General features: G+C 66.9%; 15 protein-coding genes. 7 read left to right on the top strand and 8 right to left on the bottom strand.

Annotated elements, in window-relative coordinates; genetic code table 11:
• Positions 1-105 precede the first annotated feature (105 nt).
• A complete protein-coding gene (locus tag FHY04_RS03250) occupies positions 106-2,175 on the bottom strand; it encodes a prolyl oligopeptidase family serine peptidase (RefSeq protein ID WP_409349143.1) in 2,070 nt (689 codons plus the stop codon).
• Between the two features lie 171 nt (positions 2,176-2,346).
• Here FHY04_RS03250 and FHY04_RS03245 point away from each other — a divergent pair, with 171 nt between their 5' ends.
• Complete coding sequence (locus FHY04_RS03245; RefSeq protein ID WP_409349139.1) at positions 2,347-3,738, top strand: MFS transporter; 1,392 nt, start codon at positions 2,347-2,349, stop codon at positions 3,736-3,738.
• 14 nt (positions 3,739-3,752) lie between these two features.
• Here the strand turns inward: FHY04_RS03245 and FHY04_RS03240 are convergent, their stop codons facing one another.
• Entirely contained in the window at positions 3,753-5,513 is a 1,761-nt protein-coding gene (locus FHY04_RS03240) for a DUF885 domain-containing protein (protein WP_183935339.1), read from the bottom strand.
• Between the two features lie 128 nt (positions 5,514-5,641).
• Between FHY04_RS03240 and FHY04_RS03235 the strand changes: the two genes are divergently transcribed.
• Positions 5,642-6,466, top strand: coding sequence for an alpha/beta fold hydrolase (locus FHY04_RS03235; RefSeq protein WP_056405548.1), 825 nt, complete (start codon positions 5,642-5,644; stop codon positions 6,464-6,466).
• Positions 6,467-6,562: 96 nt separating this feature from the next.
• Here FHY04_RS03235 and FHY04_RS03230 read toward each other — a convergent pair whose 3' ends face one another.
• Both FHY04_RS03230 and eno read right to left on the bottom strand, forming a co-directional pair.
• The gene (locus tag FHY04_RS03230) at positions 6,563-6,895 is read right to left on the bottom strand and encodes a septum formation initiator family protein (RefSeq protein WP_042466854.1); all 333 of its coding nucleotides are present in this window, start codon (positions 6,893-6,895) and stop codon (positions 6,563-6,565) included.
• A 23-nt stretch (positions 6,896-6,918) separates the two neighbouring features.
• Entirely contained in the window at positions 6,919-8,199 is a 1,281-nt protein-coding gene (gene eno / locus FHY04_RS03225) for a phosphopyruvate hydratase (protein ID WP_031393148.1), read from the bottom strand.
• A 153-nt stretch (positions 8,200-8,352) separates the two neighbouring features.
• Between eno and FHY04_RS03220 the strand changes: the two genes are divergently transcribed.
• From FHY04_RS03220 to FHY04_RS03200, 5 genes are all read left to right on the top strand, one after another.
• On the top strand, positions 8,353-8,862 hold the full coding sequence (locus FHY04_RS03220; protein ID WP_183935338.1) for a hypothetical protein: 510 nt from the start codon (positions 8,353-8,355) through the stop codon (positions 8,860-8,862).
• Positions 8,863-8,866: 4 nt separating this feature from the next.
• Complete coding sequence (locus tag FHY04_RS03215) at positions 8,867-9,220, top strand: phage holin family protein (RefSeq protein WP_244650131.1); 354 nt, start codon at positions 8,867-8,869, stop codon at positions 9,218-9,220.
• Positions 9,217-9,489: a hypothetical protein gene (locus FHY04_RS03210; RefSeq protein WP_052149343.1), complete on the top strand. Its 273-nt coding sequence runs from the start codon at positions 9,217-9,219 to the stop codon at positions 9,487-9,489. Before FHY04_RS03215 ends, FHY04_RS03210 begins: the two co-directional genes overlap by 4 nt.
• Before the next feature lie 67 nt (positions 9,490-9,556).
• Positions 9,557-10,024: a hypothetical protein gene (locus tag FHY04_RS03205; protein ID WP_042466851.1), complete on the top strand. Its 468-nt coding sequence runs from the start codon at positions 9,557-9,559 to the stop codon at positions 10,022-10,024.
• 80 nt (positions 10,025-10,104) lie between these two features.
• The gene (locus FHY04_RS03200; protein ID WP_183935336.1) at positions 10,105-10,335 is read left to right on the top strand and encodes a DUF4170 domain-containing protein; all 231 of its coding nucleotides are present in this window, start codon (positions 10,105-10,107) and stop codon (positions 10,333-10,335) included.
• Between the two features lie 205 nt (positions 10,336-10,540).
• Here FHY04_RS03200 and FHY04_RS03195 read toward each other — a convergent pair whose 3' ends face one another.
• The 4 genes from FHY04_RS03195 to FHY04_RS03180 all read right to left on the bottom strand — a co-directional run bounded on the left by FHY04_RS03195 (position 10,541) and on the right by FHY04_RS03180 (position 15,357).
• Positions 10,541-11,191 (bottom strand): rhomboid family intramembrane serine protease, encoded by a 651-nt coding sequence (locus FHY04_RS03195; RefSeq protein ID WP_183935335.1) that lies wholly within the window; start codon positions 11,189-11,191, stop codon positions 10,541-10,543.
• Positions 11,192-11,196: 5 nt separating this feature from the next.
• Positions 11,197-11,673 carry a transcription elongation factor GreA gene (gene greA, locus FHY04_RS03190; RefSeq protein ID WP_031394601.1) on the bottom strand — a complete coding sequence of 159 codons (477 nt, stop codon included), beginning with the start codon at positions 11,671-11,673 and terminating at the stop codon, positions 11,197-11,199.
• 73 nt (positions 11,674-11,746) lie between these two features.
• A complete protein-coding gene (gene carB, locus FHY04_RS03185) occupies positions 11,747-15,079 on the bottom strand; it encodes a carbamoyl-phosphate synthase large subunit (protein WP_183935334.1) in 3,333 nt (1,110 codons plus the stop codon).
• The gene (locus FHY04_RS03180; RefSeq protein WP_183935333.1) at positions 15,079-15,357 is read right to left on the bottom strand and encodes a hypothetical protein; all 279 of its coding nucleotides are present in this window, start codon (positions 15,355-15,357) and stop codon (positions 15,079-15,081) included. Before FHY04_RS03180 ends, carB begins: the two co-directional genes overlap by 1 nt.

The raw sequence follows: 15,357 nt of genomic DNA, 5'->3' as shown, positions 1-15,357 counted from the left end.
ACCGCAGTCGTATGTTCCCCCGCGAAGGCGGGGGCCCAGGGTTACCCGCCACAGCGCCCGTAACCCTGGGCTCCCGCCTTCGCGGGAGAACAACAGGCGTAAGTCCTACTTCGCCGGCCCCATCAGCTTCTGCGCGAAATAGGTCATCTGCAGCGCCTGCATCCGCGCCCCCTGCTCGATGTCCGCATCGCCCGAATGCCCGCCCGCGGTATCCTCGTAGAACAGATACGGCAGGCCATATTCCTTCAGCCGCGCGGCGAACTTGCGCGCATGCTGCGGCCCGACCCGGTCGTCCTTGGTCGTCGTCCAGATATAGGGCTCGGGGTAAGCCCCGCCGCGCTTGATGTTCTGATAGGGCGAGATCGTCTCGAGAAACGCCTTCTCCGCAGGAATCTTCACCGACCCATATTCGTCGACCCAGGACGCACCCGCGGCGATCTGTTCGTAACGGATCATGTCGAGCAGCGGCACCTGGATCGTCACCGCCTTCCACAGATCGGGATGCTGGTTGAATTCGACCCCCATCAGCAGCCCGCCATTCGACCCGCCATAGATGCCGAGCGTCGCCGGGCTGGTCAGCTTGCGCGCGATCAGGTCCTGCCCGACCGCGGCGAAATCGTCATAGATGATCTGCCGCTTGGTCTTGCGCCCGGCATCATGCCATTTCGGTCCGAACTCACCGCCGCCGCGGATATTGGCAAGCACGAAGCTGCCCCCGCGCTCGAGCCACAGCTTGCCCATCACCCCCGAATAATAGGGCGTCATCGACGATTCGAACCCGCCATAGGCGGTCATGATCGTTGGCGTCGTCCCGTCGAGCGGCACGTCCTTCCGGTGGACGATGAAATAGGGGATCTTCGTCCCGTCGGTCGAGACCGCCTCGAACTGCTCGACGACGTCGCGCGACGCGTCGAACTTCGCAGGCAGCGCCTTGATCTGCTTGGGCACGCCGCCAGGCCCCGCATCGAGCGTCCACAAGGTCGTCGGCGCGAGGAAGCCCGTCACCTGCACGAACAGCGCGTTGCTGCGATCGGTCGTGCTCGCGACGTCGACCGAGGCATTGTCGGGCAGCGCGACCGCGCGCGACGTCCAGCCCCCCTTGCCGTGCGTGAACACCATCGCCCGGCCGCGGACATTGTCATAGACGCTGGCGACCACGTGATCGCGCGTCACCGACACGCCGTCGACCGACTGGCGATCGGTCGGCGCGAAGACCAGGGTCGGCGTGAACTTGCCCTTGCGCAGCTCGGCGAGCGGTGCCGAGGCGATCGCGCCGGCGGGGATCTGCCCCCAAGCCTCGCTGGTCGAGAAGATCACCTGCCCGTCGACCATGCCTGAGGGAAAGACGCGGTCGGGAACGTCGAGCTTCACCAGCCCGGCCGGCGTGACGACATGCTTCTCGCCGCCGAAAAAGGTCGGGCGTCGCTGGATCATCGTCACGCGGTTGCCCTGCCCGTCGGTCATCACGCTGGCATAGGTGCCGAGCTGGTCCGACGCCTCGCCGCGGAAGATCTCGCGCGCGGCGCTCAGCGGCTGGCCGCGCTTCACCTCCTTGACGACGAACGGATAGCCCGACGCGGTCATCGACCCCGCACCCCAGTCGCGCGCGACCAGCAGCGTGTCCTTGTCGACCCAGCTCGCGCCCTGCTTCGACGTCGACAGCGTAAAGCCGTTCGCAACGAACTGCCCGGTCTGCAGATCGAATTCGCGGTAGGACACCGCATCCTCGCCGCCCTCGGACAGCGAGACGAGGCACAGCCGCTCGTCGGGCTGGAGGCAGGTCGCGCCCTTCCACACCCATTTCTTGCCCTCGGCCTTACTCAGCGCATCGAGGTCGAGCGCGGTCGTCCAGGCAGGATCGGCCTGCGCGTAGCCCGCCTCGCTCGTCCAGCGCCAAATGCCCTGCGGATGCTCGGCATCGCGCCAGAAATTGTAGATCCGGCCAAAGCGCTGGTCGGGCATCGGTATCCGGTCCTTCGCCGCCGCGATTGCCAGCGCCTCGGCATAGAAGCTCTTGTAGCGCGGATCGTTCTGCAACCGGGGAAGCGTCTTGGCATTCTCCGCCTCGACCCAGGCGAGCGGCTTGGCGCCATCCTTGTCCTCGAGCCAGATATAGGGGTCGGCGGCGGTGTCCGCGGCCGGGGTTTGGGTCGGGGCAGGCTTTGTGTTCGTCATCGGTGCGACTTGGGCGAGCGCACTGCCCGCCGCAAGGCCGGCGCCGCCCGTCAATATCGTCGCCGCAAGCGCAGCCGTAAGAACCCGCATCGTCCATTTCCCCGAATAGCTTGGCGTCATTCATGACGGTGTCTATCGCGGTCTGCAATGCAGTCCGACCAGACAACGGCCTTGGATGGCCTTCCCAAGCCCCGCCGCTTCCTCGCGATCGCCGCCATCTCGGCGGGCACCGCGCTGACCATCATCGACGGCGGCGTCGCCAATGTCGCGCTGCCGACGATCGCACGCGACCTCGGCGTCGACAGCAGTGCGGTGGTGACCGTCGTCACCGTCTATCAGCTGATCCTGGCGATGGCGCTGCTCCCCTTTTCGGGGCTCGGCGACCGGATCGGGCTGAAGCGCATGTATCAATATGGCCAGCTCGTCTTCACCGTCGCGACCCTGCTCTGCTTCTTCGCCAAGAGCCTGCCCTTCCTGCTCGTCGTCCGCGCCGCCCAGGCGCTCGGCGCGGCAGCCGCGCTCAGCGTATCGTCCGCGCTGATCCGCTCGATCTACCCCTCGCAGCAGCTGGGCCGCGGCCTCGGCATCAATTCGGTGGTGGTATCGAGTTCGGCGGCGCTCGCGCCGACGCTGGGCGGGCTGGTCCTCGCGGTCGCGCCCTGGCCTTGGGTCTTTGCCAGCGCGGTGCCGTTCGCGATCCTCAGCCTGGTCCTCGGGCGTGCCCTGCCCGATCCAAGCCCGCGGAGCGAACCGTTCGACGTGCTCGGCGCGGTCATGTGCGCGGCGATGATCGGGCTCGTCATCGGCGGGTCGGAGACCGCGGTGCACGGCGACAGCCCGGTCGTCTCGGCGGCGATCGTGCTGACAGGGGTGGCGATCGGCTGGATCTTCGTCCGGCGCGAACGCGGCGAGACCAAGCCGATTCTGCCGATCGACCTGCTCGCGCGCCCCGTCCTCGCGCTGTCCGCGATCGGCGCCTACACCGCCTTCATCGCGCAGATGACGCTGCTGCTGTCGACGCCGTTCCGGCTGACCCAGGCCTACGGCTTTTCCGCGGCGGAGGTCGGTGCCGCGATCGCGCCCTGGCCGCTCGCCAACATGGTCGTGGCGCCGCTGTCCGGATGGCTGTCTGATCGCTATCCCGCCGGGCTGCTCGGCGGCATCGGCATGGCCGTCTCGATCGCCGCGCTGCTGCTGCTCGCGTTCATGCCCGCCGATCCGAGCTATTTCGCGATCGCCTGGCGGATGGCGCTCTGCGGCTCGGGGTTCGGGATGTTCATGGCGCCGAATGCGCGGCTGATCATCGGCTCGGCCCCGCGCGAGCGCGCCGCCGCCGCCGGGGGCCTGATCTCGACGGTCCGGCTGGTCGGCCAGACCACCGGCGCCACCGTGGTCGCAGCGCTGCTCGCCATCGGGGTCGGCGCGGGCACGACACCGCCGCTGGTCGCCGCCGGCATGGCGCTGGTCGCGGGCCTGTGCAGCGTGTCGCGCCTGCGACCCTCGATCCGCAACCCGCCGATCGACGAGACCCGCGACGTTCAGCCGGCCGCGCAGGCGCGCTAGCCGCCGCCTCCCGTTCAGAACGCCGCGATCGGCCTCGCCTCGCCCAGCATCGCCTGCCGGACCAGCGGGATCGGTGGCCCGCCATAGCGCAGCAGCCGGTCGTGGAACGCCTTCCACGCACGCCGCCCGCCCCGGCCCGCGGTCCAGTCCTCGCGCAGCCGGCGGATCATCAGCTTGCCCATCGTGTAGTTGAGATAGGCCGGATCATAGGTCCCGCGCAGCGCCTGTTGCCGCGCATTGCCCTCGTCCTGGTAACATTGATCGACGAACAGCGTGAACGCCTCGGCCTGGGTCATGCCGCGCGCATGCATCCCGATCGCGGCGAGGAACCGGCAGTCGCGCAGCAGCGCGTTCGACAGCTGGCCGATATGGATGTCCGCGCGGCCGCCGCCCAGCCCCGCCTCCCACATCATCTCCTCGGCATAATGCGCCCAGCCCTCGGCATAGCCATAGCCGACGAACACCCGCCCGATCAGCGACGGCACGCGATTGGCGTGGAGGAAATGGACGAAATGCCCGGGCATCGCCTCGTGGATCGAGGTGAAGAGCAGGTCTGCCTTGCCCGGCACGAACGCATCCCGCACCGCTGGCGTCCAGCGCGGATCGGGGGGCGAGATGTAATAGACCGACGGCACACCGCGATCGAACGGACCCGGCGGATCGATATAGGCGAGGTTCTGCCGGCTATAGGGCGGGCTCTCCTCGACCAGCGCCTGTTCGCTGCCGGCGAGCGTCAGCAAGTCGTGCCGGACGATGAACGCGCGCAGCATCGGGATCTGGCGGCGCGCCTCGGCGACCGGTCCGTCGACCGGCTTGTCCGCATTCACCTGCGCCAGACAGTCGCGGACCGTCAGGCCGAACGCGAACCGGGCACAGGCCGCGGCGAGCGCGCGCTGGTTGCGCGCCAGATCGGCCCGCCCCGCCGCCTCGAGCGTCGCGATCGGCGTGTCGACCCCTTCGGTCTCGCGCAGCATCTTCGCGAACAGCGCGGGCCCCAGCGCGAACGACCGTGTCGCGCCCGGCCGCTGCGTCTCGACCCAGAGCGCCAGGTCGCGCATCGCCTCCGACGCGGTCATCGCCGCATCGGCGAGCTCGCGCTGCAGCCCCTCGTCCGCGACCCCGGCGAACGCCTTGACCGAATCGTCCATGTAATAGGACGCAAAGCCGCGGAACGCATTGGCGGCATAGTCGACATGGCTGATCGGCATCGGCGTCGCGAGGTTCTGCTGGATCTGCAGCGTCGCCGCCGGGATCCGGCGCAGCAGCGCGATCAGCGCGCGCATCCGCCGGACCGGGTCGGCATAGGCGCGCACGACATAGACATTGGGGTCGAGCCCGCCCGCGACATACCAGGCCGGATTGCGATGCGGCGCGTCCGCCGCCTCGAGCCAGAACAGCTTGTCGCGCGCCACCATCACCAGATAGTCTCGCTCGAACCGCTGCTCGGGGCTGAGCGTCGCCGTCTCGAACCGCCCCGCCGCCGCGATCGACCGGTGCAGGAACGCCGCCTGCCGACCCAGCCCTTGCGCGCTCCAGTCGGGCAGCCCGCCATCATGCTCATGCCGCCCCTGATAGACCGCAAAGGCCGGGTCGAGGGCGAACCACGTCGCGACGAACCGGTCGCGAAACGCAGTCCACGCATCGGGCGCGATCGCAGCGACGGGGGGGGTGACGGGCGTGGCGGCGACGCGGTCCCGCGTCTGCGGATCGTCGGGCGTACAGCTGCCCAGCGCCAGCAGCAGCGCCGCCGTCCTCGCCGGGAACCTCGTCCGCATCAATCTCCCCCCTCACGCCGTAGCGTGCCCGCAATGCTGCCAGCGGAATCGCGCGGACGCCAGAGTTGGAACGGCCAATAGCCCGGACCGTTGACGTAAGGACTTTGGCGACAACCCCGGAGATTGACATGCCCTTCATTAAAACCCGAGACGGCACAGACATTTACGTCAAGGACTGGGGCAGCGGACGGCCCGTCATCCTCACGCATGGCTGGCCATTAAATGCCGACAGCTGGGATGCGCAGGCGATGGCGCTGGCCGAAGCGGGGTTCCGCGCGATTGCCTATGACCGCCGCGGCTTCGGCCGGTCGGGCCAGCCCTGGTCGGGCTATGACTATGATACGCTGACCGACGATCTCGCCGATGTCATGGCCGCGACCGGCGCGACCGAGGATGCGACGCTCGTCGGCTTCTCGATGGGCGGCGGCGAGGTCGCCCGCTACATGAGCCGCCACGACGGCAAGGGCGTGATCGCGGCCGGGCTGATCGCCTCGGTCGTGCCCTATATGCTCAAGACCGACGACAATCCGCACGGTGTCCCCGAGGCGACGCTCGCCAGCATCGGCGCCGGGATCAAGGAGGATCGCCCCGCCTTCTTCCGCACCTTCCTGCAGCAGTTCTTGGGCGTCGGGTTCATCACCTCGCCGGTCAGCGACGAGATGGTCGACTGGGTCTGGGGTCTGGCGATGCAGGCGGGGCTGCGCCCGACGCTCGCCTGTGCCGAGTCGTTCGGCCATACTGACTTCCGCGCCGATCTCGCCGCGTTCCGCGTGCCGACGCTGATTGTCCACGGCACCGCCGACAAGACCGTCCCGATCGACGCCACCGGCCGCGCCGCGGCCAAGGGCATCGCGGGTTCGCAGCTGGTCGAATATGACGGCGCCCCGCACGGGCTGACGCTCACCGAAAGCGACCGCTTCACGCAGGACCTGCTGCGCTTCCTCGGCCGGTAACCCCAACCGTCATCCTGACGAAAGTCAGGATCCAGAGCCGCTGGCGGATCCGTCCGTGGCTCTGGATCCTGGATCAGGTCCAGGATGACGGCCCGGTCAGTTCCCCAGCGGCACGATCACCTCGTCCGGGTGCGCGACGTTCAGCTCCTTGCGGACCATCTCGTCGACCATGTCCGGATTGGCATGGTCCGGGTTGAGCAGCGCCACCCGGTTCTTGAGCACCTCGCGCTTGCGGTCGAGCACGGCATAGTCCCGCTCCCGCTTCGCCAGCTGCCGCTTGTAGTCGCCGTACGCGAACATCCCGTTCGGCCCGAGCACGGCATAGGCGCCGAAGAACGCCATCAGCGTCAGCCCCAGCGCAGGCCAGGCGGCCTTGCGCATCGTCCGCCGCAATTTGGTGCTCTTCGTCGTGCTCGTCGTGCGCGCCATGCCGTCCTCCGGGTCTTAGCCTATCAGCCGCCGATCAGGATGTCGCGACCCGCATAGCGTGCCGCGTCGCCCAGCTCTTCCTCGATCCGGATCAGCTGGTTGTACTTGGCGAGCCGGTCCGACCGCGCAAGGCTGCCCGTCTTGATCTGCCCGCAATTGGTCGCGACGGCGAGGTCGGCGATCGTCGAATCCTCGGTCTCGCCCGAGCGATGCGACATCACCGCGGTGTACTTGGCGCGCTGTGCCATCGACACGGCTTCCAGCGTCTCGGTCAGCGTGCCGATCTGGTTGACCTTCACCAGCAACGAATTGGCATAGCCGCCCTCGATCCCGCGCTTCAGCCGCTTCGGGTTGGTCACGAACAGATCGTCGCCGACCAGCTGGACCTTGTCGCCGATCAGGTCGGTCAGCGTCTTCCAGCCCTCCCAGTCGTCCTCGCCCATGCCGTCCTCGATCGAGAAGATCGGATAGCGGCGCGTCAGGTCGGCCAGATACTCGGCCATCTCGGCGCTCTCGAGGATCTTCCCCTCGCCCGAAATGTCGTACTTGCCGTTCTTGTAGAACTCGGTCGCGGCGCAATCGAGCGCGAGCATCACGTCCTCGCCGGGCTTGTAGCCGGCCTTCTCGATGCTCGACATGATGAAGTCGAGCGCCTCGGTCGTGCTGCCGATGTTCGGCGCGAAACCGCCCTCGTCGCCGACGCTGGTCGACAGGCCCTTCGCGCTCAGGCCCTTCTTCAGCGTGTGGAAGATCTCCGAGCCGCAGCGCACCGCCTCGAGGATGTTCGACGCGCCGACCGGCACGATCATGAATTCCTGGAAATCGATCGGGTTGTCGGCATGCTCGCCGCCATTGATGATGTTCATCATCGGCACCGGCAGCAGGTGCGCCTGGACGCCGCCGACATAGCGGTACAGCGGCAGGCCGCGCGCTTCGGCGGCGGCCTTGGCCGCGGCCAGGCTGACGCCCAGGATCGCGTTCGCGCCCAGCCGTGCCTTGTTCTCGGTGCCGTCGAGCTCGATCATCGCGCGGTCGAGGTCCGACTGGTCCTCCGCGTCCATGCCCAGCACCGTGTCGGTGATCTCGTCATTGACCGCGTCGACCGCGCTGTCGACGCCCTTGCCGCCCCAGCGCGTGGCGTCGCCGTCGCGCTTCTCGACCGCCTCGTGCGCACCGGTCGAGGCGCCCGACGGCACCGCGGCGCGGCCGAAGCTGCCATCCTCGAGCAGGACGTCGACCTCGATCGTCGGATTGCCCCGGCTATCGAGGATCTGGCGGGCGTGAATGTCGATGATTGCGGTCACGTAACGATGCTCCTACAAATCCCCAAGCTGGTCGATCGCCCGGGACGTTCGCGCTGCCTCTACCGCCTCGCGTCATATCGGGCAATCGGGCCGACTAGGGGAACCGTGCCTGCGCACCGGTGTTGAGGGCGTAGCATTTCGAAAGGGACGACCATGGCCGATACCGACGCACAGCCGATGACCACAGGCGATGTCGCCGCCGCCGGCACTGCCACCACCGCAGAGCCGCTGAAGGGCGGCGTCACGCGGCTCGACGACGCCGCTGACACCACCGGCACCAAGGCGACCGAGGCCAAGCAGGTGATCAAGGACAATGCCAGCAAATATGGCCAGCAGGCCGCCGACAAGGCGCGTCTGTTCGCCGAGGACGGCAAGGCCCGCGCCGGAACCGCGCTCGAGCAGGTCGCACAGTTGCTGACCGACGCCGCGGCGCAGGTCGATGACAAGCTCGGCGCGCAATATGGCGGCTATGCCCGCAGCGCCGCCGACAGCGTCTCGGGCTTCGCCGAGCAGGTCCGCGCCAAGGATATCGACGCGCTGGTCGACGACGTCACTGCGCTCGTCCGCAAGTCGCCCGCCGTCGCGGTCGGTGCGGCCGCGGCCCTCGGCTTCGTCATAGCACGACTGGTCCAGTCGGGCATCGATGCAAACCCGAAGGACTGACGTCTTGGCGGATCCCATCCCCTTGGCGCTCGATGGTGAGGAAAGCCTGACCGCGGTCGTCGGCCGTCTGGCCGGCGAGACGCGCGCGCTCGCGACCGCGGAAATCGCAGTGTACAAGGCAAAGTTCGGCGAGACGGCAACGGCGTACAAATCGGCGGCGATGTTCTTCGCCATTGCCGGGGTGTTGGCGCTGGCCGCGTTGATCGCACTTCTGGTCGGTGCGATCTTGACGCTGGCGACGCTGGTGGGGCCAGGATGGGCGACGGCCATCGTCGTCCTTGTCGTGCTGGCGATTGCCGGCGCGCTCGCGATGGTCGGCAAGTCGAAGCTCAAGCCCGAAAGCGAGCCCGCCACATGACATCCGCCAAAGTCGCCGCCGCAGAGATCGAAGCGGCCCTCGCCCGCCAGCGCGTCATGATGACGATCGGGCAGTTGCAGGACCGCCTCAATCCGCGTCGGCTGGCGCTCAACGCGAGCCGCGACGTTGCCGATGTCGGCACCGCCGCGCTCAATGCCAGTGTCGAGACGGTACGCCGCAACCCCGGTCCCGCCGCGGGCGCTGCAGCTGTGGCGGGACTGTTTCTCGCCCGTCACCGCATCGTCGGACTGTTTCGCCGCGGGCGCTGATCGCGCCCCAACCATATTGTCCCGGCCGCGTCCCGATGGCGCCGCCGGAAATCAGAAGGACCGTCCCATGACCGACGCCCACACCAAGATCGAAAACGCCGAACATCGTCTGCGCGAGGGTCTCGATACCGTCCGTGACACCGCCGCAAAGGTCTATCACGACGCCGGCGATAAGGCCGCCGAGGCGCTCGACGCCTCGAAGGAAACCGCGCGTCGCACCGTCAACAGCCTCGAATCCAACCCGCTCGGCATTCTCGTCGGCGGTCTGGTCGTCGGTGCGCTCGCGGGTGTGCTGATCCCGCGCTCGGCGCGTGAGAAGTCGTTGCTCGCGCCGCTCGGCAAGCGTCTCGGTGAGACCGCGATCGCCGCCACCGCCGCCGCCAAGGCGGCCGGCCAGTCGGAGCTCGGCGAGCTCGGCCTTACCAAGGACAATGCCCGTGGCCAGGCCAAGGGTCTCGTCGAGGGAATCGTCAAGGCGCTGACCACCGCGGGTACCGCAGGTGCGAAGGCCGTTTCGCAAAAGACCCCCGGCTAAAGGACCGGTCCGCAAAGGGTTCAAAGCGCGGGTCGAACACGCTAGGGCGTCTGCAACCCCCATTCCAAGGACAGCAGCGCATGAGCAAGCTTCATCTCGTATTCGGCGGCCGCGTCAGCGACCCGCGCACCCTGGATTTCAACGACCTCAGCAAGATCGAATTCGTCGGCGTATTCCCCGACTATGCCAGCGCCGAAAAGGCCTGGCGTGCTGCAGCGCAGCGCACGGTCGACGATGCCGAGATGAAGTTCGTTGTCGTGCACCTCCATCGCATGCTCGAGCCGAACCTGACGGGCACGGTCGGCGGCTGAACGCTTCTCGTCGGAGGCGTTCTATACGCCTCCGATGGCATCGGCATCCGAACGCAACGCTGCCATCCTTTCCACCGTCATCCTGACGAAAGTCAGGATCCAGAGCCACAGGCAACACGGCCCGCAACCCTGGATCCTGACTTTCGTCAGGATGACGGGAATGTTTGAGGCGACTGCAACACGCGAACCGCCAGCACCAAGCCCCTCAGGCCGTCCGGTACCGCCACAACAGCAACGGCCGCGCGAGCACCAGCCCCGCTAGAAACCCGCCGATATGCGCGCCGACCGCGATCGAGCCATTGGCCCCGACCGACGCGCCGAACCCCGCGACCCCCATCATCAGCTGGATACCGATCCACGCCGCGGCCAGCCATAGCACGTGTACGACCCCCGCCGGCACCGGCCCGATCGCGCGCGCGCGTCGCTCACCATAGAGCAGCGCATAGGCGCCCACGACCGCCGAGATCGCGCCGCTGGCGCCGACCATCGGTGCGATCGATCGGGGATCGAGCACCCATTGCCCGGCTGCCGCGAAATACGCGCCGACGATGTAGAGGACGACGATCTGGGCGGTACCGATCGCGCGCTCGACGAACTGTCCGCAATAGACCAGCATGACGAGGTTGAGCGCGAGATGCGCCCAGCCGCCATGGAGCAGCGCCGCGGTCAGCGGCGTCGCCCAGGCGGGGATCGCGAAGTCGTGACCGCCCGCCATGCCGAACTCGGTCAGCCGGAGCGGGATGAAGCCCGCATTCACCACCCAATAGGGCAGCGCGCCGGTCACCAGCAAAAGCCCCGAGATCACGACCGTCACGATCGTGATGATCGCCGTCGCCCGCGTCTCGAAAAATGTCATGATGCCTAGATGAACTCGATCTTGGAGACGACGTAATAGCGCTCGCCGGCGGGCACCGTGACCTCGACCTCTTCGTCGAGCTTGCGCCCGATCAGCCCGCGGCCCAGCGGCGAGTTGTACGAGATGCGGCCGGTCTTGGCGTTCGCCTCGGTCTGGCCGACGATCTGGTACTTCACCGGCTTGTCATTCTCGTCGAGCAGCGTGACGGTCGCGCCGAACACGACCTTGTCGCCCGAAAGCTCCTTGGGGTCGATGATCTGCGCGCGGCTCAGCTTGTCCTCGATGTCCGAGATCGAGGCCTCGACCTGGCCCTGACGCTCCTTGGCGGCGTGATATTCGGCGTTTTCCGACAGGTCGCCATGCGCCCGCGCTTCCTCGATCGCATCGACGATCGTCGGGCGTTCGGCCTTGAGGCGCTTCAGATCCGCGGACAGCGTCTCATAGCCCTCTTGCAGCATTGGCATCTTTTCGACGGTCGCCATATCTCGTCCCCAATTCATTACCCAACGCAAGCCGTTACGCGGCCCGCTCACACATCACGCTCTCATGTCGGGATCAGTTGTGCGACTGCGAATAATAGGATTGCAAGGGCCGTACTTCAAGGCTGTGCGTCGAAAGCTTCGCGATCGCCTTGGCCGCCTCGAGCGACGCGGGGGCGGTCGTGAAGTAGGGAATCCGCTGGCCGAGCGCGGACGCGCGGATCGGCTGCGAGTCCTTCAGGCTCTGCCACCCCTCGGTCGTGTTGAAGATCAGCGCGATGTCGCCGTCCTTGATCCGGTCGACGATATGCGGCCGCCCCTGTGCGACCTTGTTGACCGTTTCCACCGGCAGGCCGGCGCGGGCGAGATGTTCCCCGGTGCCCCCGGTCGCGACGATCGAGAAGCCGGTGTCGACCAGCGCCTTGACCGCCTCGACGATCATCGCCTTGTCGCTGTCCTTCACGCTGACGAAGACGCTGCCCTTGGTCGGCAGGATCGTCCCCGCCCCCAGCTGCGCCTTGGCAAACGCGATCGTGAAATCGGGATCAATTCCCATGACTTCGCCGGTAGACTTCATCTCGGGTGACAGCACGGGATCGACGCCGGGGAACTTGTTGAAGGGGAACACCGCCTCCTTCACCGCATAATAATCGATGTGCCGGTCGATCTTTGGCAGGTCCTTCAGCTGCTCGCCCGCCATTACGCGCGCGGCGATCTTGGCGATCGGCGCGCCGATCGCCTTGGCGACGAACGGCACGGTCCGCGACGCGCGCGGGTTGACCTCGATGAGGTAGACCAGCCCGTCCTTCACCGCGAACTGGATGTTCATCAGCCCGACGACCGACAGCGCGTGCGCCAGCGCCACCGTCTGCCGCTCGATCTCGGCGACGATCTCCGCCGACAGCGAATAAGGCGGGATCGAGCAGGCGCTATCGCCCGAATGGACGCCCGCCTCCTCGATATGCTGCAAGACGCCCGCGACGACGACATCGGTCCCGTCGCAGATCGCGTCGACATCGACCTCGATCGCATCGCGCAGATACTGGTCGATCAGCACCGGCGAGTCGCCCGACACCTGCACCGCGGTCGCGATGTAATGCTCGAGCTGCCCCAGCGTGTCGACGATCTCCATCGCGCGGCCACCGAGCACATAGCTCGGCCGCATCAGCACCGGATAGCCGATCCGCTCGGCCGCCGCGACCGCCTCGTCGCGGCTGCGCGCAAGCCCGTTGGCAGGCTGGAGCAGACCCAGCTTGGTGATCAGCGCCGCGAACCGCTCGCGGTCCTCCGCCAGATCGATCGCATCGGGCGTCGTCCCCAGGATCGGGATCCCGGCCGCTTCGAGCGCACGCGCGAGGTTCAGCGGCGTCTGCCCGCCAAACTGCACGATCACGCCAACCAGCTCGCCCTTCGACGCCTCGACATGCAGGATCTCGAGCACGTCCTCGGCGGTCAGCGGCTCGAAATACAGCCGGTCGCTGGTGTCGTAATCGGTCGACACGGTCTCCGGGTTGCAGTTGACCATGATCGTCTCATAGCCCGCATCGGCGAGCGCGAAGCACGCATGGCAGCAGCAATAATCGAACTCGATCCCCTGCCCGATCCGGTTCGGCCCGCCGCCGAGAATGACGATCTTCTTCCGGTCGGTCGGCGCGGACTCGTTTTCGGGCTCGCCGAAGCTCGGCGCCTCATAGGTCGAGTACATATACGGCGTCTTGGCGTCGAATTCCGCCGCACAGGTATCGATCCGCTTGAACACCGGCCGCACGCCGAGCTTCAGGCGATGCTGACGCACCTCCTCCTCGGTCACGCCGCCGGTCATCGCCTTGACGACCTCGTGGATCAGCCCCGACCCGCGCGCGATCCCGCGGTTCATGCCGCGCAGATTGGCGGATTGCAGCGCGAGCCAGGCGAGCCGCTTGTCGCTGAACCCCATGCTCTTCAGACGCCGCATGCCCGTCGCGTCGATCGGCAGCCCGTCCTTCATCACCTCGGCCTCGGCCGCGATGATCTCGGCGATCCGCTCGAGGAACCACGGATCATACTTGGCGATCGCGTGCACCTCGGCGACGCTGAAGCCCTCGCGCAACGCCTGCGCGGCGACCAGCAGCCGGTCGGGGGTCGCGACGGCCAGCGCCGCCTCGATCTCTGCGCGCGGCGCGCCGACCAGATGGTCGACCTGGTTGAAGCCCGACAGCCCGGTCTCGAGCCCGCGCAGCGCCTTCTGCATCGATTCATGGATGTTGCGGCCGATCGCCATCACCTCGCCGACCGACTTCATCGCAGTGCCGAGCGTGCTCGACGCACCCTTGAACTTCTCGAACGCGAAGCGCGGGATCTTGGTGACGACATAGTCGATCGTCGGCTCGAAGCTCGCGGGCGTCGCGCCGGTGATGTCGTTCTCGATCTCGTCGAGCGTGTAGCCGACCGCGAGCTTGGCCGCGACCTTGGCGATCGGGAAGCCCGTCGCCTTCGACGCCAGCGCCGACGAGCGCGACACCCGCGGGTTCATCTCGATGACGACCAGCCGGCCATCCTTCGGATTCACTGCGAACTGGACGTTCGAACCGCCTGTTTCGACACCGATTTCCCGCAGCACCGCGATCGATGCATTGCGCATGATCTGGTATTCCTTGTCGGTCAGCGTCAGCGCCGGCGCGACCGTGATCGAGTCGCCGGTATGGACGCCCATCGGATCGACATTCTCGATCGAGCAGATGATGATCGCGTTGTCCTTGCGGTCGCGCACCACCTCCATCTCGTACTCTTTCCAGCCGAGCAGCGATTCCTCGATCAGCACCTCGGTGGTCGGCGACAGGTCGAGCCCGTTGCGGACGATCGCGATGAACTCCTCGCGATTATACGCGATGCCGCCGCCCGATCCGCCCATCGTGAAGCTCGGCCGGATGATCGACGGAAGCCCCGTCTTTTCAAGCCCTTCCAGCGCTTCCTCGACAGTATGTGCGATCGCCGAGCGCGCGCTTTCCAGCCCGATCCGGTCCATCGCGTCGCGGAACTTCAGCCGGTCCTCCGCCATGTCGATCGCATCGGCATCCGCGCCGATCATCGTCACGCCGAACTTCTCGAGCGTACCATCATGGAACAGCGCGAGCGCGGTGTTGAGCGCGGTCTGCCCGCCCATCGTCGGCAGGATCGCGTCAGGCCGCTCCTTCTCGATGATCTTGGCGACGATCGCGGGCGTGATCGGCTCGACATAGGTCGCGTCGGCCAGCTCGGGATCGGTCATGATCGTCGCGGGGTTCGAATTGACGAGGACGATGCGATAACCCTCCTCCTTCAACGCCTTGATCGCCTGCGTGCCCGAATAATCGAACTCGCACGCCTGGCCGATGACGATGGGTCCTGCGCCGATGACGAGGATCGAGGTGATGTCGGTGCGTTTTGGCATTATTTCTTTTCGCTCTCGGGGAGGGCTTCGTTTCCAATGAAACCGAGGTTCATCGGAAACCTAGATTTCCGTAGCTGTGCGAGAAGACAATCGACCTTCTCGTACTTTGCGTTTCGCGCGGGCTTGAAGCGAATTTCGTCGCCGCCGGCGTGCTTCAGCCACTTTTGTGGCGTGCGGCATTCAGTCGACATTGCATCAAGCTGGGCTTGATCCGGATGCGCTATTTCTGGCGTACCAGACGTCGCAACCTGCATCGCAATGACGAGCGCCAGCAGCAT

It is taken from the genome of Sphingomonas sp. BK481 (assembly GCF_014194875.1).
GTDB classification, from domain to species: domain Bacteria; phylum Pseudomonadota; class Alphaproteobacteria; order Sphingomonadales; family Sphingomonadaceae; genus Sphingomonas; species Sphingomonas aerolata.
This window is presented reverse-complemented; position numbering and strand designations above follow the sequence as displayed.